Below are 22,863 nucleotides of genomic sequence, written 5' to 3' on the forward strand. Positions count from 1 at the left end.
GTCATTAATTATGAGAGGTTTGTAGTGAGCGATTTATCGCTCAATTTCAAGGGCTAAAGCCCTGACTACGAACTTTCACAACTCATCACATAACTAGTTTCACTCTTTTGACAGGCTGGCAGTTAAAGTAACACGACCATAGAAAGAGGAGAAAAGATTTCCAAGTTTTTAGGATGGTTTCATAACATAAATAATTTTGAAACACTGATATAGATTAACTGGCATTGCACTATGATCCCTGGTCTTGGTACAGGGTTGGATTTGAATATCAAAACTTTTTATAAACCTTTCATCAACGAGTAATGACAAGGTTCAAAACCTGCTGCAAGTAGGAAGTCAGTATTTAATTAGGTACACAGCTATGTCAAATCCAACAATAACAAAGTTAGGCGATGCAGTAAAACAAGCCGCTCATCCGCTCATCGGTACAGTTGAAGATTATGACTCACTGATGGCATTAATTGGTGATGCTCGCTTTGTGTTAATTGGTGAAGCTTCTCACGGCACTCATGAGTTTTACGAGCAGCGAGCTAAGATTACCAAACGGCTAATTAAAGAAAAAGGCTTTACAGCTGTAGCAGTAGAGGCAGATTGGCCTGACGCTCACCGCGTGAATTGCTACGTGCGTGGAGCCAGTAATTATGCTACACCTACTGAGGCATTGAAAGGCTTTCAGCGCTTTCCTGCCTGGATATGGCGTAATACAGATGTGCTAAATTTTATTGCTTGGCTGCGTGATTACAATGCTGCTTTGCCGCAAAATGCAACCAAGATTGGCTTTTATGGGCTTGATCTTTATAGTATGCATGCCTCAATTCAAGCGGTTTTGACTTACCTGGATAAAGTTGACCCAGAAGCCGCGAAACGGGCACGCTATCGCTACTCGTGCTTTGAACACTTTGGTGAAGATACGCAAGCTTACGGGTATGCTGCCAGTTTTGGTTTAAGTTCCTCGTGTGAGAAACAAGCAGTCAATCAATTAATAGAGTTGCAAAGCAAGACTGCGGAGTATGTAGGGCGCGATGGTCGAGTTGCAGAAGACGAGTTTTTTTATGCCGAACAGAACGCCCGACTGGTGAAGAATGCGGAGGAATACTACCGTTCTATGTTTAAGGGGCGGGTGTCCTCATGGAACTTACGCGATCGCCACATGGCAGAAACTCTCGATCAACTCGTTGCCCATTTAGATCGCCAAGGCAACCGCACAAAAGTTGTTGTCTGGGAGCATAACTCCCACTTGGGAGATGCACGAGCAACGGATATGGGAGATATGGGTGAACTGAATGTGGGACAACTGGTGCGCGAACGTTATGCTAGCGATGCCGTTTTGATAGGCTTTACCACTTATACGGGTACAGTCACAGCTGCTTCTAGTTGGGGTGGTGTAACCCAACTCAAACAACTTCGTCCGGCATTGCCAGGCAGCTACGAAGCTTTATTTCACGATACCGGAATACCTCGATTTTTACTGAATCTGCGCCAAGAAAACCAAGCAGTCAAAGGACTGGAAACACCAAAATTAGAGCGAGCGATCGGGGTAATTTACCTGCCGGAAACAGAACGTACTAGTCACTACTTCTATGCTCGGCTTCCCGAACAATTTGACGCTGTCATCCACATCGATGATACCAGGGGAGTGCAACCGCTAGATCGTACTCCCCATTGGGAAACAGGTGAAGTACCAGAGACATATCCTTCTTCTCTGTGAGTTCTTCGCCGCTGATTAGAGGAGATTTAAAGATGGATATCACATATAAAAATATACTCATTCTGGCAGTATTAATTATAGGTGCATTGTTCGCTATAAAAGCACTAGTGCAATGGTGGCGCGAACAGCAATACAATCTGAACGGTAAAACAGTATTGATTACAGGTGGTTCGCGAGGACTGGGTTTAGTAATGGCACGTCAGTTAGTGCAGCAAGGAGCACGTTTGGCGATTTGTGCGCGTAACGCGGATGAACTAGAAAGGGCGCGTACCGATTTACAGCAGCGTGGTGGAGAAGTACTAACGGTGCCTTGCGATGTCACGGATGAATTTGAAGTTAAGCAGATGATTCAGATAGTGCGCGATCGCTTTGGTCAAATTGACATGTTGATCAACAATGCAGGCACTATCCAGGTAGGGCCGATGGCAGAGATGACCCTTGATGATTACGAAGAAGCCATCAAAATCCATTTTTGGGCACCGCTGTACACAACTGTTTCTGTCTTACCCGAAATGCGTCAACGCCGCCAGGGACGCATAGTTAACATTTCCTCTATTGGTGGTAAGATAAGTGTGCCGCATCTTCTGCCTTACAGCGCTAGCAAGTTTGCTTTAGTTGGGCTTTCAGAAGGAATGCGGTCAGAATTGGCTAGGGACGGGATTGTTGTCACTACCGTCTGTCCTGGATTGATGCGTACGGGCAGTCCCTATAACGCTTACTTCAAAGGCAACTACCGCCAGGAATACGCCTGGTTTAGCATTAGTGATTCCTTGCCTATACTCTCTATCAGTGCTGAAAGTGCCGCACGTCAGATTATTGCTGCCGCTAAACGGGGAGATGCGGAAGTAGTTTTATCAGTTCCGGCGCAAATTGGCGATAAGTTTCATGCTCTATTTCCTGGTCTCACCTCTGAAATTCTCAGTTGGGTGAATAGATTTCTACCAGAATCTGACGGTATTGGTAGCGATCGCATTCAAGGTAAAGATATTCAATCTTCCATGTCACCATCTGTCTTCACAAGCTTAACCGACAAAGCAGCACAACAGAATAACCAGTGTGTTGAAGAAACGCCAAAAATGACATGAAAATGACTATGAAACCGTCAAGTGACAGCTTTTGTATTAGTTGAAGAAACTTATTCTGGAAAGTCTGCACCCATCAAAATAGGTCAAAATAAGAAGTGCGATCGCTCTAAATATTGGTAACGCTTTAGTACGCCTGTGTCTTATCAATTTCCGATCGGAGGTTAATGCTATGTTATCAGTAAGTAATATGGCAGTTAAGCAAAGTTTTGAAAACTTTGAAGAGCTGTTATCTAGCTCAAAATTACCACTGTTGGTAGTTTTCGATGCTCCTTGGTGTGGTCCTTCTCATCTTATGGACGCGATATTGGAGCAAGTGAATCATCAGATGAAACAACAACTTGAGATTGTCAGAATTGATAGTGAAAAATATCCTGACCTGGCTTCTCGGTTTCAAGTTCATCCCTTACCAACCCTGCTATTGTTTAAAAATGGTCAGCTTGTCGCACGCATTGAGGAAGAGCGAGCCGAGAATTTAATGCCAGCCAAACGCCTTATTCAACATCTGCAAAATCTGCTTTCATAGCCTGAATTGGGTCAATGTCAATATTGAAGCCTTATCTAAGTAGGTGCTGTCTAGAAGTGCAGCAGCAAACAGAAGGTTTGCCAGAGGTCTTTTTCCTTTTCTGAGTAGATAATATGTATGGCGGTTTCTACTAAGCTGGCAAGCAAACAGAAGAGCGATCGCTCAATACCTACCTTCGCTGCTTTTCGCTTAGTTATGAAATTTATTTTCTGATCTTGACTAAATATTTGTCTCTATGTAAGGGTTGTTAGTTAATTTTGAGTTTTACTTTTTACTAATTACTAAGTATACACAGCTGCAATTTGCATTATTTTTAGTTAAAAAGAATCAATACTTAATAAATCTTGTGTATAAAAATACTATTTTTCTATTGGATATCACTAGAATAAGTTAAAAATAATTTTAAATCTAAACAATAGCTAAGACAGCTATATTACAAATATATATAGAGTTTGGAATACCACAATGAACGCCAAGATTGTTGCTGCTTTGGTTGTTATTGCGGCTATTACTGGCTTAGGTAAGACAGTCAGAGCTCAGTCACAGACAGATCCAAGCTCCAAGGGAGAACAATACACTTTATCTGGTGATTCGCTGACCGGAATAAATAATAGAACAGCTGAGAATGACTTTGCAAGATTTTTTATTCAAAGTCAAAACATTACTAGCCCAATCGTAAATAATATTGGGGAAAATGTAGATTCCTACCTAGGTGTGTGGCAAATCAGCGATCAAATTCAACTACAGAGAGTTAACAATCCACGTTCGCCAAGCATTCAACCAATTATCTTCCAACCAGCTCAGTCTGTAGATGGCAATGATGGATTGCAATTCCAACTGGATGTGCGCCAATAATTTCAGCACTAATGTTCAATATATGCAGCCAGAGTTTTGGAAAAATTTTTTGAGCAGATATTAACAACAAAAGTAAAAAGGTACAGGTGAGACCGATGACAGGAATACTCTTATTTTCGGTGTTTTGCTTTCTTTGGCTGATTGGTTTTACACTTTTAGCAGAACTTTTCTTTTATGAAGAAGAGCAACAGTTCTAAAAGTTGAAATGCTTTCGCAAATACTATCTAGTTGGAATTTAGTACATTGCTAGGGTTTGATTGTCAATACTTGCTGAACACAATTATGGAGTATCAGTTACAACTATTTCAGAGTGTTCGCTACAAGTAGTGTCACAAGAGGCACTTGTAACACGGGTGTACTGATTTAGTATCTGTTTATCCCTATAACCGTGCTACCTGTGTCGCGCTGTGGGGAGAGAAAGCTTCTGAGGCGGAAGTAGCAGTAGCAGGGGGAGATTTTCCCTCCCCTGCTCTCCCTGCTCTGTATCTCTCCTCACCTATCCAACCTTGAACACTTGCAAATACGGAATTCAGAGAATGTTTGGAAAGTAGTTGCTGATACACTTACGTGTTGGATATCCTCTTATTCCTCCTTTTCAAGCGAGATTAGAGGGATAAAGCAAATTTTTAATACTTCTCAAACATCCTCTGAGGGAGCAACAAGTCTTTTAAAACATATCTATATAGTTATCATCCATCCATTTTTTGTAGAGGATAACGATCTGGTTGGTCTAATTAAGGAATTCCCAGCATCATATCAGCAATTTTGATGGTAGTTTTTTCCCAAGAAAATTTTTCTAGACAATGCTTCTGACCTTCCTTTCCCATAGTCCTCAATTTATCAGGATGAGAGAAAGCATGACAAATTGCATCTGCAATTGCTGTAGGTGTTGGTTCATCAACTAAGAAGCCGTAGCGGCCATTTTGAGTTATTTCAGGCAAAGCATTTCTATTGAGACCAAGAACAGGAGTTTTACAAGCTAAAGCTTCTAGATAAACAAATCCCCAAGGCTCATTGAGAGATGGCATAGCAAATAAAGCTGCTTGGTTGAACAAATCCTGTAGTTGTTTTCCTCTAATCTCTCCATATACTGTCAGATTAGGAATTGAGCCATTCAAATACTTCTTATTTTCCTGACCTACAATGACTAGTTTGATTTCAGGATTTTTCTTTTGTGCAAGTTTGAATCCTTCAAGTAATAGCAGTCCACCCTTATCTTCAAACCGATTAGAAGCAACGAAGAGAATTTGACCATTGCTGTAGTCTTTCTCTCCGTAAAATGGTTGTAGATTTCCTATACCAGATCCAACGACTGTAATGCGATCGGGATTTATATTGTAGTGATTGATCAAAGAATCTTTAACATATTCCGAAAAGGAAAAGAAGTGCTTGACATGATTAAAAGCGTGAATGTCAAGTTGCTCATGAACCTTACGGCCTTTGTCAGTATTCCGAGTAGAAAGTTTTGTCTCGTATTGATGCCATGTATAAGAAGTAGCGTCCATAAGTAGATAATGTTCAAATCCTGGAAATCCTGACACAGGAAGGTTGAACTGTCCCATATGAAGAATTTTATTGCACTCCAGATGCCTTACTTTTCTTTGAAGGATTTCACAACTTTTTTTACGAAATACTGGTCCTCCAAAGTAATCAGTACCCAAACCATCCATTCGGTGGATCAACTCAAGAAATTTTTTTTGATATTTATTAAACCCTGTAGAAATACTAATAATATTCACTCCTAATTTCTCAAGGCGTCTAATTATATTGCTTGGGGTTCCCGACCACGTTATTGGATCTCTTGGGTCGGCCCAATGATGAGTTACAATAACATTCGCTACAGTCTTAACCATCTTCTACAATCAATTACTGTACTGGACACTGAAAACATTACTATTGCAAAGAAAATCACGTTAGGGCATAAATAACAATTGTTACTCTAGAGGCGTGATATTGACGCTTAAACAGATTGTCTATCCCTTCCAGTTATTTAGTAAGCACCAGTCTTTTGCAGAACAACCTTCACAGTTTTGAGTAGGATATTTAAATCTAAGCAGAGTGACCAATTCTCAATGTAATTAATATCTAATTTGACAGCATCTTCAAAGTTTTCAATATCTGAACGACCAGAAACCTGCCACAAACCAGTAATACCAGGAAGAACTTCTTGTCGGATGAAATGTTTTGTTTTGAACTTCTCTACATCCCTAACAGGTAGAGGACGCGGACCAACAAGGCTCATCTCTCCAAGAAAAACATTAAACAGTTGTGGTAATTCATCCAGACTATAGCGACGCAATAATTTGCCAACTCGGGTTACGCGGGGGTCATCCTTCATTTTAAAGAGGACGCCGTCCTTAATCTCATTCTTTGCTTCTAGGGAAGCTTGCAACTTTTCTGCATTTGCAACCATTGTCCGGAATTTCCAAATCTTGAACCTCCGACAATGTAAACCGATTCGTTCTTGTCTGAAGAAGACAGGCCCAGGAGAATCTAATTTAATTAGCAAAGCAATCAACAAATAAACAGGAGAAAGTATAGATAGCAAAATTACAGAACAACAAAGGTCAAAACACCGTTTCACCCAAAAATCACTTCCAGTGATAATTGGTGCTGGAATTGTCATGCAGGGAACTTCACCAATCATCCAAAATATAGATTTTGGGTGACGAAATTCACTTTTGGTTGGCAAAATTCGCAGAGTAATACCAGCAGTATGGAAATGCCAGCAAACATACAGACGATTCTTAATAGCGCTCCAAGAAACAAAAGCTTCTACGATTCCCTGCCGGCGAAGGTATTCAAAAGTGGCCTCACGTTTAAGGAGATCTAGGCAACTAGAGTCGGCTATTCCTTGTATGGTGTAACAACTTTCTCGTTCTATTATGTGGGTGTGATTTTCTTTTTCTTCTGCTTCAGTTATCAAAAAAATGGGATGACGAATTGCCCCCTTTTTACGCAGCAGTTTGGTAATAACATCAAATAGATAACGTTCGCTACAGATAAAAGTTACAGACAAAAACCAAAAAATTAGATAAGTTGAGCGAGAAACATAGTGATTGGGTTCGTAAAGGAAAGCGATAAATAACAAAAATACCTTTGATAGTGAGATTGTTTTAAGCAGACCAATATAGTTGCGCCGATGAATGCCTGCTTTGTAGAGACCCTTTGTAGCAATAATACCTATTTCCAAAGCGAGAGTAAGTATTAAAAAAGATTTTTGGTTTGTCCAGGGTGATTCTAATGGAGTCCCATAAAATACTCCTAGACTCCATGCTAATGTCAGTGCAAATGCATCTAAACAGATCAGTGTTGCTATCCGAAATAACCTGATAGCTAATCCTCTTTGTATTCTTGTGCTTTTCGCTGACCTCAAATCAGGTTTGAAATTGGCTATGGATACAAATTTAGAATCCATAAATTCTAACTCTCCTTTGTTCTAGTTGTTTACTCTTTGAAGATTCAAATCTATTGAACTCACTGATAGAATCAAGAAATATTTTATTTTTCTCATGCAATAATTCATGAATAATTATTGGCTCCACTGCTGAAGCCAATAAACCTATAGAAAATTGTAAAATTACGTCATTAATATTAAATTAAACTAAAATCGTTCGGTTCAAAGAGCCAAAAATAATATGCAGTTAACGTGACTCACAACAATAATAAATATTGCAAATTCCCTAATTAAATATAGGTTTTGAGATAATTTTTGTTTAGATTTTGATGTAATGTTTGGGTATATTTGCATATGAATTCTAATAGTAATTGGCAATAGACTTTGTTCATATCTTGTACTTGGTAACTGTCAGTCACAACTACACAAACAACACTCACTGAAGATGTGAGTTTTGCAGATTCGATTCAACGCTTGGGAGCTTTGTCAAACGCTCTTGCCATAGCATTCCATGCAAGCTTGGGTTGGAGATTTGAGTCAAATGGTAAAGGACGTACTGGCGCACCATCCCGGCGGGGGGCATATTGTGAAAGCCAGGTGTCGCGATCGCTCAATCCCCAAGTTAATACTGCTATCACGGCTTTTTCATCTAGCACAACTGATAGATAGTCTTCATAGGCACTGGCAACTATGCGATCGCGAATCTTAGGATCTTTTGGTAAGTCTTTGTCTGTTACATCTAGTTCAGTAACCAGAATTTTTAGATCGAGACTGGCGACATCGGCTAAAAACTTTCGTAGTTTTTTGGGATTGAAATTGGTTTCTGAACCCAATAAATGGGACTGTATGCCAAAGGCATGAAGTGGTGTTCCTCTAGATTTCAAACGCTCTAGCAGTTTCAGAACCGCAGTTCTCCTGGCTTCGTCTCTAGGGGTGTCATATTCCAGCCCTGTTTCGTTGTAGACCATCAAAGCTTTTGGATCGGCTTGGGCTGCAACCCGAAAGGCAAGCTCAATATAGTCTAAACCTAAAAATTTTAACCAAGGTGTGTTTCTCAAACCGTCAGAGCGTTTATGTTTTGGTTCAATTGCCTCATTTACCACATCCCAAGAGTGTATTTGCCCAGCATAGTGTTTGGTAACAGTAGCAATATGTTCCACAAAAAATTTTTCCGCATTCTGACGGTTAATAACTTCCTTAAACCATCGAGGTAGACTTTCATGCCAAACTAAAGTATGTCCCCGAAAAAGCATCCCATGAGTGCGGGCAAACTTAACCAACCAATCACCAGAGGTAAAGTCAAATCTATTTGGAGTGGGACGCAAAGCTGACCACTTTAGTTCTCCATTTGGAACCAAAATGCCGCACTCTTGAGCAAAGCGGTTTGCAAAAGCAGTATCCGAGGAGAGTACATCTTTAACAGCTGCTGCTCCATAAATTAATCCTTTAGCAGCGGCACGCTTTTTCAAAGGAGTGTATTTAATTACTTTAAAGTTCCTTTTAAGGTTGTCGAGCGATCGGATTTGGTAACTTTGATATCCAGCTTTAGCGATCGCGATCGCCCCTATGCCAGTGAGACCCGCTAGGCTCAGCCATAAGGCTTGTCGCCTAGTTACTAATCTTTTATTGGGCATTGAGAATTTCCCGTAACAATAGTCTAGCTACAAACCAAGGTTCTACTAGGTAACGCCTCCAGAGTCTTTTCGGCTCACTCAATAGACGATACAACCACTCCAAGCCCATCTTTCCCATCCAGCGAGGTGGGGTAGGAATGGCTCCTGCTACATAGTCTATGCAGGCTCCACTAGTCAAAATAGCATTTGCATGGATATGCTCTAGGTTATCTAATATCCAGTATTCTTGGCGTGGCATACCCATTCCTACCATTAATACATGGGGTTGATAAGCCTTAATTGCTGCCAGGGTAGCAAGGTTTTCTTGGCTATCTTTTTGAGTATTGATGTAGCCGTGAGCTGTAGCAATCTGTATATCAGCAAACTTGTCTCGTAAAATACTAGCTCCGCGTTCTGCAACTCCTGGCTTAGAGCCTAGATAGAATACACGCCAACCTTTTTCAGCTGCTTCCGCCATCAGGGGCCATACCCAATCAGCATAGGTAACTCTTTGCTCTCGCTGGAGTGGAAAACCTAACAGCTTTCCTAGGAAAACCAAAGGCATACCGTCTATATGGGCGTAGTCTGCTTTCGCAAAAAAGGCACGCATTTTTGGGTCGTGATGGTAAATATAAAGGCTATGTAGGTTGTGATTGGCAACGATCCATTTTTCATTTCGCTCTATAGATTCTGCAATCAACGCATTGAGTTCAGGAATGGAAAGTGCATCTACTTGTACACCCAGAAATTTGTAGGGCGATCGCTTCATAAATTTTGTTTAACAATCTACTCTCAATAATTTCAATCAATCAAATAAACACTTATTGGTATTAACATTTGATTTTGACTCTTTTGCTCAACCAATTTATATTGGATTGGTCAATCGCTATGTAGTCAGTGCTAGGAGGTATATCAAATTTTTCAGGAAGAAGTTCTAATGAAGGTCTAATTAGTGCCCCACGGCGAATAAAATAAATGACCATATCCATCTGTTTGAGGAGATGAAAAATGGAGGCTTCTTCACTATTTTTAACATCTTCATTGAATTCAAAAATAATTGCTTTAGGTTTTCTTGATCCGAGAATGTCTTTGACTCTATTCAAAATAACAGGTTCATACCCTTCAACATCTATTTTTATTAAATAGGGCGCATCACTATTTTTCAATATCTGGGTAAAAACTTGTGCTGAATCTTTGATTTCTATACAAATTTTTTCGCCCGGAATAATTCTGGATATTGAGGCACGAGAAATATTCCCATCGTCAATATGGAGTTCAGCGATTCCATCTTGATCTGATAATCCATAAGGATGAAGAATGAGATTATCTATTTCATTAGTTGCTATGGTTTTTTGCAGATATTCAATCAGTTCCGGATTTGGTTCAAATAAGTGGATCTGACCTCCTGCTTGCAAAATATCTGCACAGTTTAAGGATATTACACCGATATTTGCACCTATATCTAATAATATATCTCCCTTCTCAAGTAACTTTCGGCAAAAGAAAGTTATTTTACGGTCATAATCCAGAAAATAGTAAACTGTTCTACCAAAATATTCTGCTGGATTCAGCCATAATTTTCTTCCATTTTTCAAATTCACTTGACATGGTTGATGCGGTGAAGCATATGTAAATAATGAAAGTTGAGTAAACTTTCCTCCACCAGAATAGAAAGGATAAAGATAACCAAAAGCACGAAAAATTGCTCGTAACAATAGGTACGAAAAAAGCTGAAATTGCTCGATCATAAATTTTCCCCATTTATAGGTTAAACATTGACTCTACAAACCTCAGACCTAGTTGATAATACTTATGTTTTTTGGGATTAAATTTCATTAGCTCAGCTACTAAATTCCATACAATATTGCCTAAAATTGACCAAATTTTGACCAGACAAGCCAATATAAAAACTGCTCATATCTTCGTTCAACACGACCATATTCTTTGATTTGATCGATATATTTTTGTATTCCTTTACGCTTAATTGGTTTACCTTGGATTGTGGCAAAAGTCTATGCGATCGCGATCAATAACATTAGAATGCCTCATAGCAGATTTCACATCATTATTTTGAAAGTATTTTCTTGAAAATGCTGCCAAAAGTTAGTTAAAAATCCTTCGGTGGATAAGCACTCTTTCCATAGCTTCCGACACTCATACTGTAAATCTAAAAATTCTTGAGGTGAAAGATTATTGTGAAACTCAACAACTCTCTGTGCAATCTGCGGTAAATCTTTACTATCTACCCAAACGCAATACTTTTTCCAATCAATTTTAAAGTCATAGGGTAAAACACAATCTGTATCAATGAAAATTGGAATGCGTCCACAGCATAGCGCTTCAAACAGTCGTATTGAAAAGTTTCCCCGACCACGACAGCAGAGAATATAATCGCTATCTACAATATTACGTACATATTCCAGACGTAGTTTCAGCTTTTGCTGTAGATCGTTGGCTTCAAAGAATGCCATATTTTCTCGAACTACAAAGTTTGTCTCAATTTCTGAACTTTTGCTTAGATACTCTATAGCCTCCATTCGTAGCTTGTGTCCTCTATATGGTGAAAAGGATGTTCCACCATTTTTCAGCATTACACCCTTATGGATAAGTTCCTTAAGTTTGACATTCCAAGTAGATTTGTGGGCATAACCATTAAACCCAACGACGGGCTTTGCTCTTTTTTTGCGAATGGGAAGCTCATTTTCATGATAGTGCTCAATCAAGTCTTCATAAACTGCATTCATGGCGAAGTCACCAGGTCGCCTTTTAGAAGCTAATAGCGATTGACGGAATACGAAAGCATCTTTAATAGGAATTTCTTCATGTGAACAATCGCTAGCAAAAAAGACAACCAATGGCTTTTTTGCTTGCTGCACTATTTCTGCAAACTGAATTCCTAAGGACATGACCGAGCTATTAATTTTAGCAGTCCATGTATTTCCTCTAACATCTAACCAGTCAAAAGGTAAAATGGCAAAGTCTGCCTTTTCTAGTGAGGTTATTTCAAACAAAGAGTGACTTATGTTTGCATAATGAACTACAGACTTCGACCAAGGAGCTACATCATTTTCAGAAGGGGAAGACCAAAAGGGTTGAAGTATGGTGACAGGGCGTGAAGCTTTGGGCAGGTACTGGAAATCTGAAAATATCTTTAATTTCATAACTACTTTTGTTTTTTCAGTCTAGAGACATTTGTTAAATTCATGGAGGAAATCATCAAATTTTTGAATCAAAAAGGCTTATCTTTTGAAGACTTGTTGGAAGCGATAACAGACTGGACACATCAAAAGCCAGGCTTTTAAACAAGGTAAATGACTTAGATGAAGTCACTGCCGAACTTCACCAAATTTCCAAGCAATGCGATGAATTACAAATCAATAGTTAGGTCGATTTCTGATTTGAAGGCTCACTTGGTTGTAACCACCAAGTATCGAAGAAAAGTTATCACACCTACAATACTTACTCGTATGTTGTAGTCAATTAATTCTATTTCCTAAAAATGGGGCTGTTAAGTAATTGAATTTAATTTTGTCACCTCCGAGTCTTCATCCCAACACCGCCCTTACGGGACGGTGTGAACCTTCTACCGAGAAAAGCTAAAAATGCTGCCATAAGTTGGCAAAGAATCCTTCATAAGATAACCAATCTTTCCATACTTGCCTACACTCATATTGCAGTTCTATGAATTGCTCTGGTGAAAGTTGATTGTGAAACTCTGCCACTTTCTCAGCAATCTGTGGCAAGTCTTTTGTGTCTATCCAAACACAATATTTTTTCCAGTCAATTCTGAAGTCATAAGGTAAAGCACAATCAGTATCAACAAAGATCGGAATGCGTCCACAACACAATGTTTCATAAAATCTGAGAGAAAAGTTTCCTCGACCACGACAGCAAAGTATATAGTCACTCTCAGCCATATTTTGCACGTATTCAAGACGCACTTTCAGCTTTTCCTCAGGTTCTTTAGCTTCAAAAAATGCCATTTTGTCGCGAATTTTAAAATTGGTTTCAACTAAAGGGCTATTGCTAAAATACTTTAAAGCTTGGTTTCGCAAGCGATGTCCTTCATAGGGGGGAAAAGTTTCTCCACCACTTGCCAGCATTACTCCTTGACGAATTAAATCCTTAAACTTTATTGACCAATTGCCTTGATCGGCACAACCATCAAATCCCACAACAGGCTTTTGTTGCTTCTGGCGTATAGTTAATTTATTTTCTTGGTAATATTCAACCAAGTCTTCGTATAGTGCAGTCATGACAAATTCATTAGACTGCCTTCTAGCGCCTATGAGGGACTGACGAAAAATAAAAGCATCCTGAATGGGAATGTATTCATGGGAGCGATCGCCGCAATAGAAAATAATAATTGGTTTTTCAGCTTGCTTAACCATTTGGACAAACTCAATAGCTAAAGCATATGCTGATTTATTTGTCTTAGCTGTCCATGTGTTCCCTGAGACGTGTAACCAGTCAAAAGGTAAAACAGCAAAATCTGCTTCTTTTAACGAAGTAATTTCAAACAAAGAGTCACTTATTTTTGCATAATTAGAGATCAACTTATCCCAAGGAGGAATATAATACTCTCGGTTTTCTAAGTGAAATTTTTCTGTATATTCTGACCAAAAAGGTTGGATGAGAGTAACAGGATAAACTCCTTCAGGAAGATAACGCGGATCTGAAAATAACTTTAGTTTCATCAATGCATCAATCGTAACTTCATTTGATCAATGCCCCTGTCTCTTGCAAAATTTCAGCAACTGCTTGTGCTTTTGCATACCAAGAATATTTTTCCTTAATTAGAGCATATGCTGTTTCTACAAGTGGCTGATATTTATCCAAGTTAGAGGCTGCGTCTAGTATGGCATCAGCCACCTCTACAGTCGAGTATCCTGTAACAATAAGATGCTCTAGATTACGGAATTCTTCTAGCCCCCTTAAACCCTCTGGAGTTGAGATAACTAATTTTTTGCTGGCGAAATAATCTAATGCTTTATTGCGAGCTCCACCTGCAACAGCTTGCTTTGGAAATGGTAGAAGACCTATATCTGCATTTTTGAGATATTTAACAAAATCTTTTCGCTCTGGCAAGAAACCAACAAAAGTCATATTTGCTGGTAATGGTTGGTCAACATCGCTAACATCACGACCAATCACCACAAAGTGAATATTTTGATGATGAGATTCAAGGTGTTTAGCAACTTCGATAGCCATTAATACAGACATATCATTGCTTGGAAACTGAAAAGTTTTAGGAGCAACAACTACTACTATCTTGGCTGGTCGTAATTCTAGATACGGGTCTGTAGTAGGAGTAAACTGTTCGTTCAGTAGGTCTTCAGCAACACCATTGCCTATACAGTAAATTTTGTTGGGTTTCCTGCCATACCATTGTGAGATCAGCCTGGGAGTTGATTCACCTGCAGCAATAATGGGATTACCAGATAATACTAGTACTCCCTGAGCAATATATGTCTTAATAAAGAGCAGAAATTCCTTTAATGGATTGGCAACAGAAGACAAGCGACTCCAATATTCATTGGCAGAAAAAGTATGAAAATCCAATACAACAGAGCAATTCTTCTGTTTTCTAAGTGTCAACGCAATAACAGATGCCAATCCAGGTAGCGTTTCTTGTGCATACACGACATCTGGATGAAACTCGTCTACATACTTTTGAAGTACCTTAATATATGCAAGCAAACTTCTTGAGCCAATCGACACAGAAGGTGTGTAGTTCACAGCTGAACAATCTAAACCAACCTGACAAACCTCAAAATATTTAACTAGATATTGTCCTAGATAGAATGGTCTTGCAAAAGAACCGAATGGTTGACTGGAATCAAGGGTGGAAACAATTAATAAGCGTTTACTCATAACATATTTGTTGATACATGTGCTCAACTAACTCGATTTCATCCACAAGGTGATTAAGATTTCAAGTTTATGTCAGGAAAAGCTGTTATACACTGCCTTATCTGAACTCAATCAGACTTAAGTTTTAAAAAATATTAGTTGTGATAGTCCAAAGGATTGCAAAACAGGTTTACCAATTAGTCATCTCGGCTAATCTTCTATTAGTATGAGTCACTAATGAAATTAGAATTGTGAATTTATAAAATTATGGCTTTGAAGTTTGTTGTTTTATTTCCTCGCAAAAAGCAGGGGACGCGCTCAAATCTCTGTAACCAATTACTGCACGTAGATATGGCAAGAACCAATAAATGAACCAGAATGGGCCAGAATGGCGCTTGGTAAAAACAGTCCATGCTTTGATTGGATAACCTTTGGGTTGAAGCAGTTTCCTTAAGCGCTCATGAATAGGAAGCTTCGTATCTACCCAACTACCGCGAACAGAGTTTTTAGAGCAAGTACCTATATAACCAGGTGCTATCCATACAGAACACCCCAGTTTCCGCGCTCTCAGTCCATAATCTAAATCTCCTAATGTATGGATGAAAGCAGCATCTAAATTACCTACTTTCTCTGCAACGGAACGGGGAATGAGTACGCAATTGCCATACATCGTATCGCACTCTTGAAATTGCTGAGTTGACTCTACAAACTCATACTTATTTGAGTACCAGCGCTTTGAGCGCATAGCACCGCCATAAGTTGGTTTGCCTGTCAATGGATCTCGAGTTGAACCAACAATTATGGAATCAGGATGACCTTGTTGTGTAAGGTGACAATGGTGATTTAGTAGTTCGGTAAGTGCATTCGGATCAATTAGAGTGTCGTCATTCAGCCAAAGATAGTAGTCGTAACCCTTTTGAAGAGCTGCGGCAAATGCTAACCGCATTCCTCCTACCCAGAAGAGGTTTCCATTACCCTTAATAATTTTCACTGCTGGATAATTTTGCTTGACTGCATCCGATGTGCCATCAGAGCAACCATCATCCACCAGATAGACATCAAAATTGACATGCTGTTGATAAAGCGCTTGTAAACATGTCAAGGTTTTATCGCGTCGGTTGTAACAGGTAATTAGCACTGCTAACTTGAAACAATCCATGTTATTTCTCCGCAAGTTAAATATATGTTTTCTTCACAAAAATATCTTTACGTTTTTCAAATGAAGTAGTTTAAATTTCTATGTAGCTACTGTTAAATTTCCTGAATTTTTCATCTGTTTGTGTTTTCTTCGTAACCGACCTAGTTCTAAAGATGATGATAGTGCTACAGATACATAAACGACCCAAAAGATGTTGTTAGCCTCAAGTATCGTTAAACTGTCACTTATATTAGTTACTAAATTAATTCCAATAAATACAATCATCCAGAAGTATTCTAAATTCCTAGTAGCAAAGACAAGAATAAATACTCTAGCAAACAGCATGCTCAGATTAAATATAAACAGTATCAACCCTGATAAACCAAGCTGTAAAAACAGGTCTAAAAAACCATTATGAGAAATGCCTCTTGATTGTTTCTTTCCAGAGTCTACATTGTCACCTTTCTCTTCTACCATTCCTAACCATGTACGACTTAACACCTCATCGGCAGCATCAGAAGACCAAAAGCCAGCATATCCATATCCTAAAAATGGTCTTTCTAACCCTTTCTCAATAACTAAATTCCATATGGGTGTACGCCCATTAAATTCCATATCCTTTCCTAGGTAATCAACTACTATAGTTTGTATGTTTACTGTGACTACAATAGCGGCAATGCTGCTTAGTAATAATGCCACAGCCAGATGAAATGCTCTGTATGTGCGTTGTCTAACAATTGCGTAAAAAGGCAATATGGATAACGAGAATACAAATGTTAACAAGCCTGTGGCGCTATTTGAGAGCTTGACTAAAACAAGTGTACCTGCTAAACCAATTGCAGCAAGCCAGCGACTATGTTTGTCAAGTGCGCTAATGAGGAACAGTGAAGCCGCAAAACTCATAAAGCGGCCTAAATCCTGTTTGTGGCTAAAAACTCCTCGCCAAGATGAAACTCCATTAACAACATGAGTGCCATATGATGGTAAAAATGTACCTGCAGCTAGGCTGAGCACTATTGCTATCAAAAAAACCCAACTCAACAAACGCATTTGTTCTCTTGAAGTGTATCGCATAGCTAAATACGCCCCAAAGATAGTTGTGCGTATCATTCCCCTGGCAGCGTCTACAACCGATTCACCCTCAGACCATAAAATTGAAAATACAGTAAATACAACTAAGAGCAGTAAAGATTTATCTGTTGTAATAACATAAGCAAAATGCTTCCACCTGCCAATAATTAATAAGAGCAAAATTCCATAACTTGCAACGTTGAGAATAGTTGGCAGCGGAGCAGGTAAAACAATACCTAGGGCAAACACAAATAATAATATCACTCCGCCCAACTCTAAAATTTGGAATAATTCTCGAACTATTTGCTTCTGCAATTTATGCCCCTTCTATTTTCCAGATAGTTACATTTGACTATGATGGTTGATCTATTTTTTCTCTTTAAGCACTACTTTTGTGAGAAACATGTTTAACATGAAGATCTTCAAAAAGATTGAAGTAGCGACGTGCTATAGTATCAATTAAAAATTTTTGCTGTGCTTGTTCACGGGCATGGTGAGAAAGCTTTTGGTGTCTTTCCTGATTTTCTATTACCCAGGCAATTCCTTTTGCTAAATCATCAACTTCATAGGGCTTAGCTAAATAACCATTGTATTGGTGGTCAACAATATCTTTTAAGCCAGTAGCATTAAATGCTACAACTGGAGTTCCACACGCTAGAGACTCAGAGGCGGTTTGTCCAAAAGCTTCCTGAAAAGATGGCACAACCATCACATCAGCTGCTGAGTAAGCAGTTGCCAAAGTGATATCGTCATAGAGGTGTCCCAAATAATGGGTATTGAAGGCTAAATCAGGTGGCTTTTCTGGTTGAGAGGCACCAAAAATAACTATCTCCAATCTATCTTTCCATTCAGCTTTGCTTAGCTCTTTCAAAGCTGCTTGTAACAGATGAAATCCTTTTCTCTTATCGCTAGTGGCCTGGATTGCTCCAAATAGAATGAGGTGTTTATCTTGGGGTAAGTTTAGTATTTCTCGTGCTATACGTTGGTTAATTGGTCTGTACTTTTGAGTATCAAGACCATTAGGAATTACTTCTATGCGTAAATTTTGGAAAAGGGAACTAGAACTGGCACATTTGGCTAGCCAAGAACTAGGCGAAACAATTGTTAAATTTAGATTTTTCCAAGCTTTAGCTTTGCGCTGCCATATCCATCGGGATAAATCCCTATCTTTTTGACTACCAAGCATGGGACAACCACCACAGGATGCTTGATAGCGATCGCAGTCCCCATTGCAATGACACCCTCCCGTAAATGCCCACATATCATGAAGAGTCCAGACTAAAGGACGTTGCAGCTTAGTAATTGTTTCTATCTGCATAAATCCTCCACTAATCCAATGCAGATTTATGATGTCTGGAGCAATCTGAGTAACTTTAGAAACAATTGTATCTGGTAGCCACTGGAGAGAAAACGTAGTTTGAGCGCGCTGAGGATAAAGCTTTAATGGTAAGGCTTCAAATGTCAGCTTTGCCCGTGCTATACCTTGAAACAGTCTAATCTCAGGTGCAAAAACCGTTTTGTCATCACTAGATTTTTCTTGCACTAGCATCTGCGAGTTTACACCAATTTTACGTAATCCTTTGTGCAAGCGATAGGTAGCACGAGCTGCACCACCATTGGTATCACTCGTGCTTATGTGCAAAACTTTCATTCCCAACCCCAGCAAAGATGATAGTGTGAAAACTCGTAACTGAAATTTGTTCGCCTATGTTAGAAAAAAATATGTTGTCTAGAGATAGAAATATGGGTATCATAATCTATATTTTTCAAGTAATTTTTATCAATAAATGAGGCACACAATCATTGTTTTCAAATAATTGTCTCTCTCTTTCACATGATTGCTTCTACTAGGATAGATCGATTAATTATGACCAAAGAAGTAGAAAAGATTTCAGCTGAAGCTTAAATATTTTCTTTGTCTTGGGATGAGTGGCATTGATGAACAATTCAGCTAATCCATAAGAGATGACTGTGGCGATCGCCGCACCAACTTCACCGTAGGCAGGAATCAGAAATAGGTTTAAAAGTACATTAGAAGTAGCTCCAGTAAAACTTTTGTACATAGAAAGGCGAGTCAAGCCCTCTGCAACATACCAGGGTGATGTTGCCACACTCATGAAGACGAACAAGGAAGCCCAGATATGAATTGCTAAAACCGATCCTGCACCTAAATAGCCGTTACCAAATAGCATCGTAATGACTGTTTGTGACAGAAATGTCATTGGCACCGCAATTACAATCGCAAGCAAAACCAGCAGACGAAGTAATTGTCCTATCCGCCGATAGTAGAAAACTTCACTAGTTTCTTTGGCTGCAAAAATTGAAGGAGAGACAGAAGAGGTGATTGCCATCGGCAAAAAATACCAAATCTCCGAAATACGAACCGCAGCCGAGTAAATACCAACAGCCCCATCACCAATCATTTCCCCCAGCATAATTTGGTCAATTTTCATGTAAATTAAGATTGCGAAATTGGAAAAAATCAAAGGCCAACTTTCCTTGAGGAGAGCCTTAGCCAGTGGAAAACTCCAACGCCACAACAAAAGTGAGTAGCCTTTTATTCTGTAGGCAATTGCCAAACCCACAGCACCTAAGCTATACTCTGCCAATGTTACCCAAGCGAAAGCCACCAATGGTGCTTGCATTTTAATCAGAACAACTTTGACTAGGGTAATGAGAAAAAACGCTGTATTTTTGGCAACTACTGTGTACTTTGATTGCACCTGTGATTGAAACCACAGGTCAATAATGTCAAAAGCTTGAACAACACTTATCACTCCTAAAATTGATACTAATCCTACCGTTAGCGCGTCATCATGACGTAACAATAATATGAAGCTAACTGATAGCAATAGAGAAATAAATCCACCCAGTAATCTCAGCCTGAAAGCAGTGCCTAAAACTTCCTTTTGAGTTGATGCATCACGTATAATTTGACGAATTACTAAGTCGTCTAACCCTAGGGTGGAAATCGAACCGAATAATCCTACAAAGGCAAAAGCGTAGTTGAAAAGACCATATTGCTGTGCTCCCAAGTAGCGTGCAACCCAAACTCCTACAACTAAGCTTGCACCCATGCGAAGAATGCGGTCAGCAAACAGCCATCCTGTATTGATAATCATCGCACGCAAATCGGAGCGAGATTTGAACAGTGATAACCGCGGAATTTTGAATTTACGTAGCATAAGGTTCAAATCTGCTCAACGTTGAGCGATAGTTTAATACAACTAATCAGGAGTTTGAGAAAGCGTCATAGATTTTTGCTAAAAAAGCAGCAATAAACGTAATTTTTGATTGTCTAATATCCAGAAGCCTTTGCTTGAGAACTTAGACGCACAGCATTCAGCCGGAAGCTCCAAAAGCTCCGGCTTTGTCAAGAAACATCACCCCTATAATCGTCTTTCATCAATTTTTCCAGCCAGAATAGAATTTTCAGGTACAGCACTTAACTCTACTGACTCTTTTGAGTAGTAGAAGTAGCTGTCAGGTTCGCGCTTGACATTCACACCGTTGATGACCATACCCAATACCTTCTGACTTGACTGTGTCAAAAACTCTTTTGCCGCATTGGCGCTGTTCCAATCAACCACTCCTGGACGAACTACTAATAAGATGCCGTCGGTTAATTTGCCCAAAACCGCTGTATCCGCTGTTCCCGCTAAGGGAGGGGTATCGAAAATTACGCAGTCATAATCTCTGGTAAAGGTAGTAACCAATGCAGCCATGCGTTGGGAATCCAGTAGGGCGACGGGATTAGGAGGTCTAACTCCAGAAGTAAGAACGTAGAGATTAGGCATAACTTCCTGCACCACTGAATCTAGGGGAACTTTGTCAACAATGACATTACTTAAACCCTGAGCATTAGTTAGCCCCCAGATATGATGTTGGACTGGATGACGCATATCAGCATCTATCAACAGTACCCGACGTCCCACTTGGGCCATTGCTACAGCTAAATTAGCACTAACTTCTGACTTGCCTTCTTTAGGGATGGAACTGGTGACAGCGATCGCTCTTAGCTGTTGATCTGAAAGAAATTTCAGATTTGCTTGTAGCATTTGGTATGCGTCGCCAGCCGGAAAATGAGGAATGTCTCTACCAATCACTCGGGGAATTGGTCTATCTAGACCTTCTACAGGAGAACTGTATTTGCTATTTCTGCTCAAGTTAGGAATCACTCCCAGCAGGGTGTATTGAAACAGTTCTCTGGCTTCTTTAACAGTCTTAATGGAGCGATCGATCAAATCTAAAGTTAAGGCAGAAATTACTCCCAGCAAGATACCGAAAACTCCTCCACCCGCCAAAATGAGAGCTTTTCGAGTACCACTTGACTCCTCTGGTATTATGGCAGGGGAGATGATACGAGCATTTCCAATATTTTGGTTCTCTGCTACTTTGATTTCTTGCAATCTTGTCAAGAGTGTTTCATAAGTTGTTTGAGCCGCTTTCAGCTTCCGCTCTAGCTCCCGTTGAGTCTGTTCTAGCTTAGGTAAAATCTTGGTGCGTTGTTTGTAAGCAGCCAATGTATTATTCAGTTCAGCGATTCGTTTTTCCAAACCGACGCGTTCTTTTTCTGTGCTGGCTAAATCTTCAATTAGCTTTTGTCGCACCTGTCCCATCTGTAAATTGCTTACAGAGATTTGGCGATCGTCACCAGCTACCTGATTTATCCGCTCTTTGAGCAAGCTGTTGAGAGAAGCAATTTTTTCTTCTAAATTGAGAATAGTAGGGTGTCCAGGAAAATAACGGCTGCGTTCAACTGCCAGCTGAGCTTGCGCTTCCTGAAGTTGAACAAGTACTTGCTGAGTTCCAGGCACTTGACTCAAGTCTGCTGCGACTACAGCTTGCTGTGGGTTATTGACTTTGGCCTGATTTTGTAACTTTTCCAAGCGAGCAGTCACATCAACTAGTTGAGCTTGTGATCCAGCAATTTCATCTTCCAATTTGGAAATTGTGTTGACGGCTGCGTTTGCTTCTTCTTGCAGAACAATAACGTTGTTTCTCTCTCTGAATCTACGCAGGGCAAATTCAGCTTTTTGGACAGCTTCCTCTGTTTTCGGTAATTGCTCCAATATAAACTTGCTAGCTGAGACAGCTTCAGCCCGATTAGCCTGTACGTTCTGGTTGATGTAATTGTCAATTACTTGATTGACGACCTTTGCCGCCATTTGAGGATCTTTATTTGTATACGAAATTTCCAGGACGTCTGTGCCTTTAACACTTTCTACTTTTAGTTGTTTTATTAAATCCTGGGTTTTGATCGGTTTACCCTCGTTATCTTTTAAGTCAAGCTCTCTGATAGTTTCCTCAATAACAGGAACAGATGTAACTATTTTTGCCTGAGTATCGATGGGACTATTTGTATAAAGTAGAGATTCCAGTCGTCCTATATCTTCGCCCAACCCTGTTAGTGAGGAAGTATTATTCGTCTTAATTAAGAGACTTGCCTCTGCTTTGTATGTGGATTTCAATGAAAGTGCATATAGCAATGCAAGGGTGAAAACCGTTCCAAAAACCCCTACTGCTGCTACCCAGCGCCGTTGCAGGACAAGCCAGTATTTTTGAAAATCTATCTCTTCAAAATTTGGTCTAGATTCCATCATGGCTGATTATTGATTGA

18 protein-coding genes and 2 pseudogenes are annotated in these 22,863 nt (G+C 39.6%); 5 read left to right on the forward strand and 15 right to left on the reverse strand.

The genetic code is table 11. The features are described from left to right. Nucleotides 1–361 precede the first annotated feature (361 nt). From FIS9605_RS0128325 to FIS9605_RS0128340, 4 genes are all read left to right on the forward strand, one after another. A complete protein-coding gene (locus tag FIS9605_RS0128325) occupies nt 362–1,708 on the forward strand; it encodes an erythromycin esterase family protein (RefSeq protein WP_026735592.1) in 1,347 nt (448 codons plus the stop codon). A gap of 32 nt (nt 1,709–1,740) precedes the next feature. Continuing rightward, on the forward strand, nt 1,741–2,793 hold the full coding sequence (locus tag FIS9605_RS0128330; RefSeq protein WP_026735593.1) for an SDR family NAD(P)-dependent oxidoreductase: 1,053 nt from the start codon (nt 1,741–1,743) through the stop codon (nt 2,791–2,793). A 187-nt stretch (nt 2,794–2,980) separates the two neighbouring features. Next, on the forward strand, nt 2,981–3,316 hold the full coding sequence (locus tag FIS9605_RS0128335) for a thioredoxin family protein (protein WP_026735594.1): 336 nt from the start codon (nt 2,981–2,983) through the stop codon (nt 3,314–3,316). A gap of 465 nt (nt 3,317–3,781) precedes the next feature. Then, nucleotides 3,782–4,171: a hypothetical protein gene (locus FIS9605_RS0128340; protein WP_026735595.1), complete on the forward strand. Its 390-nt coding sequence runs from the start codon at nt 3,782–3,784 to the stop codon at nt 4,169–4,171. 380 nt (nt 4,172–4,551) lie between these two features. On the opposite strand, the gene FIS9605_RS43185 is transcribed toward FIS9605_RS0128340, so the two are convergent. The 8 genes and pseudogenes from FIS9605_RS43185 to FIS9605_RS0128375 form a co-directional block, all read right to left on the reverse strand. Beyond that, entirely contained in the window at nt 4,552–4,734 is a 183-nt protein-coding gene (locus tag FIS9605_RS43185) for a hypothetical protein (protein ID WP_155960556.1), read from the reverse strand. Nucleotides 4,735–4,905: 171 nt separating this feature from the next. Continuing rightward, a complete protein-coding gene (locus FIS9605_RS0128350; RefSeq protein ID WP_082209872.1) occupies nt 4,906–6,024 on the reverse strand; it encodes a glycosyltransferase family 4 protein in 1,119 nt (372 codons plus the stop codon). A gap of 137 nt (nt 6,025–6,161) precedes the next feature. Further along, the gene (locus tag FIS9605_RS0128355) at nt 6,162–7,589 is read right to left on the reverse strand and encodes a sugar transferase (RefSeq protein ID WP_026735597.1); all 1,428 of its coding nucleotides are present in this window, start codon (nt 7,587–7,589) and stop codon (nt 6,162–6,164) included. A gap of 446 nt (nt 7,590–8,035) precedes the next feature. Further along, complete coding sequence (locus tag FIS9605_RS0128360) at nt 8,036–9,202, reverse strand: endo-1,4-beta-xylanase (RefSeq protein WP_026735598.1); 1,167 nt, start codon at nt 9,200–9,202, stop codon at nt 8,036–8,038. Continuing rightward, complete coding sequence (locus FIS9605_RS0128365; protein ID WP_026735599.1) at nt 9,192–9,950, reverse strand: WecB/TagA/CpsF family glycosyltransferase; 759 nt, start codon at nt 9,948–9,950, stop codon at nt 9,192–9,194. The genes FIS9605_RS0128360 and FIS9605_RS0128365 overlap by 11 nt, the downstream gene beginning before the upstream one ends. 61 nt (nt 9,951–10,011) lie before the next feature. Then, on the reverse strand, nt 10,012–10,929 hold the full coding sequence (locus FIS9605_RS40035; protein ID WP_026735600.1) for an FkbM family methyltransferase: 918 nt from the start codon (nt 10,927–10,929) through the stop codon (nt 10,012–10,014). Between the two features lie 13 nt (nt 10,930–10,942). Next, nucleotides 10,943–11,220: pseudogene (locus tag FIS9605_RS45555) on the reverse strand (IS4 family transposase); the annotation flags it as partial. Nucleotides 11,221–11,238: 18 nt separating this feature from the next. Continuing rightward, entirely contained in the window at nt 11,239–12,342 is a 1,104-nt protein-coding gene (locus FIS9605_RS0128375) for an exostosin domain-containing protein (RefSeq protein ID WP_026735601.1), read from the reverse strand. A gap of 201 nt (nt 12,343–12,543) precedes the next feature. Between FIS9605_RS0128375 and FIS9605_RS46735 the strand changes: the two are divergent. Continuing rightward, nucleotides 12,544–12,651 (forward strand): annotated as a pseudogene (locus FIS9605_RS46735) (IS200/IS605 family transposase); the annotation flags it as partial. Between the two features lie 126 nt (nt 12,652–12,777). On the opposite strand, the gene FIS9605_RS0128385 reads toward FIS9605_RS46735, so the two are convergent. From FIS9605_RS0128385 to FIS9605_RS0128415, 7 genes are all read right to left on the reverse strand, one after another. Then, entirely contained in the window at nt 12,778–13,878 is a 1,101-nt protein-coding gene (locus tag FIS9605_RS0128385) for an exostosin domain-containing protein (protein WP_026735602.1), read from the reverse strand. A gap of 19 nt (nt 13,879–13,897) precedes the next feature. After that, nucleotides 13,898–15,055: a glycosyltransferase gene (locus tag FIS9605_RS0128390; protein WP_026735603.1), complete on the reverse strand. Its 1,158-nt coding sequence runs from the start codon at nt 15,053–15,055 to the stop codon at nt 13,898–13,900. Between the two features lie 244 nt (nt 15,056–15,299). Then, complete coding sequence (locus FIS9605_RS0128395) at nt 15,300–16,193, reverse strand: glycosyltransferase family 2 protein (protein WP_026735604.1); 894 nt, start codon at nt 16,191–16,193, stop codon at nt 15,300–15,302. 78 nt (nt 16,194–16,271) lie between these two features. After that, a complete protein-coding gene (locus FIS9605_RS0128400; RefSeq protein WP_026735605.1) occupies nt 16,272–17,558 on the reverse strand; it encodes an O-antigen ligase family protein in 1,287 nt (428 codons plus the stop codon). A 64-nt stretch (nt 17,559–17,622) separates the two neighbouring features. Next, nucleotides 17,623–18,894, reverse strand: coding sequence for a glycosyltransferase family 4 protein (locus FIS9605_RS0128405; RefSeq protein ID WP_026735606.1), 1,272 nt, complete (start codon nt 18,892–18,894; stop codon nt 17,623–17,625). Between the two features lie 214 nt (nt 18,895–19,108). Next, nucleotides 19,109–20,428 (reverse strand): flippase, encoded by a 1,320-nt coding sequence (locus FIS9605_RS0128410; RefSeq protein WP_026735607.1) that lies wholly within the window; start codon nt 20,426–20,428, stop codon nt 19,109–19,111. A 204-nt stretch (nt 20,429–20,632) separates the two neighbouring features. Continuing rightward, complete coding sequence (locus FIS9605_RS0128415) at nt 20,633–22,846, reverse strand: GumC family protein (protein WP_026735608.1); 2,214 nt, start codon at nt 22,844–22,846, stop codon at nt 20,633–20,635. Nucleotides 22,847–22,863: the final 17 nt, after the last annotated feature.

Source organism: Fischerella sp. PCC 9605, assembly GCF_000517105.1.
Classification (GTDB): domain Bacteria; phylum Cyanobacteriota; class Cyanobacteriia; order Cyanobacteriales; family Nostocaceae; genus PCC9605.

What these genes read in the sequence shown, in the direction of transcription:
- FIS9605_RS0128325 (WP_026735592.1), top strand. Translation starts at nt 362, where the DNA reads ATGTCAAATCCAACAATAACAAAGTTAGGCGATGCAGTAAAACAAGCC.
- FIS9605_RS0128330 (WP_026735593.1), top strand. Translation starts at nt 1,741, where the DNA reads ATGGATATCACATATAAAAATATACTCATTCTGGCAGTATTAATTATA.
- FIS9605_RS0128335 (WP_026735594.1), top strand. Translation starts at nt 2,981, where the DNA reads ATGGCAGTTAAGCAAAGTTTTGAAAACTTTGAAGAGCTGTTATCTAGC.
- FIS9605_RS0128340 (WP_026735595.1), top strand. Translation starts at nt 3,782, where the DNA reads ATGAACGCCAAGATTGTTGCTGCTTTGGTTGTTATTGCGGCTATTACT.
- FIS9605_RS0128350 (WP_082209872.1), bottom strand. Translation starts at nt 6,024, where the DNA reads ATGGTTAAGACTGTAGCGAATGTTATTGTAACTCATCATTGGGCCGAC.
- FIS9605_RS0128355 (WP_026735597.1), bottom strand. Translation starts at nt 7,589, where the DNA reads ATGGATTCTAAATTTGTATCCATAGCCAATTTCAAACCTGATTTGAGG.
- FIS9605_RS0128360 (WP_026735598.1), bottom strand. Translation starts at nt 9,202, where the DNA reads ATGCCCAATAAAAGATTAGTAACTAGGCGACAAGCCTTATGGCTGAGC.
- FIS9605_RS0128365 (WP_026735599.1), bottom strand. Translation starts at nt 9,950, where the DNA reads ATGAAGCGATCGCCCTACAAATTTCTGGGTGTACAAGTAGATGCACTT.
- FIS9605_RS40035 (WP_026735600.1), bottom strand. Translation starts at nt 10,929, where the DNA reads ATGATCGAGCAATTTCAGCTTTTTTCGTACCTATTGTTACGAGCAATT.
- FIS9605_RS0128375 (WP_026735601.1), bottom strand. Translation starts at nt 12,342, where the DNA reads ATGAAATTAAAGATATTTTCAGATTTCCAGTACCTGCCCAAAGCTTCA.
- FIS9605_RS0128385 (WP_026735602.1), bottom strand. Translation starts at nt 13,878, where the DNA reads ATGAAACTAAAGTTATTTTCAGATCCGCGTTATCTTCCTGAAGGAGTT.
- FIS9605_RS0128390 (WP_026735603.1), bottom strand. Translation starts at nt 15,055, where the DNA reads ATGAGTAAACGCTTATTAATTGTTTCCACCCTTGATTCCAGTCAACCA.
- FIS9605_RS0128395 (WP_026735604.1), bottom strand. Translation starts at nt 16,193, where the DNA reads ATGGATTGTTTCAAGTTAGCAGTGCTAATTACCTGTTACAACCGACGC.
- FIS9605_RS0128405 (WP_026735606.1), bottom strand. Translation starts at nt 18,894, where the DNA reads ATGAAAGTTTTGCACATAAGCACGAGTGATACCAATGGTGGTGCAGCT.
- FIS9605_RS0128410 (WP_026735607.1), bottom strand. Translation starts at nt 20,428, where the DNA reads ATGCTACGTAAATTCAAAATTCCGCGGTTATCACTGTTCAAATCTCGC.
- FIS9605_RS0128415 (WP_026735608.1), bottom strand. Translation starts at nt 22,846, where the DNA reads ATGATGGAATCTAGACCAAATTTTGAAGAGATAGATTTTCAAAAATAC.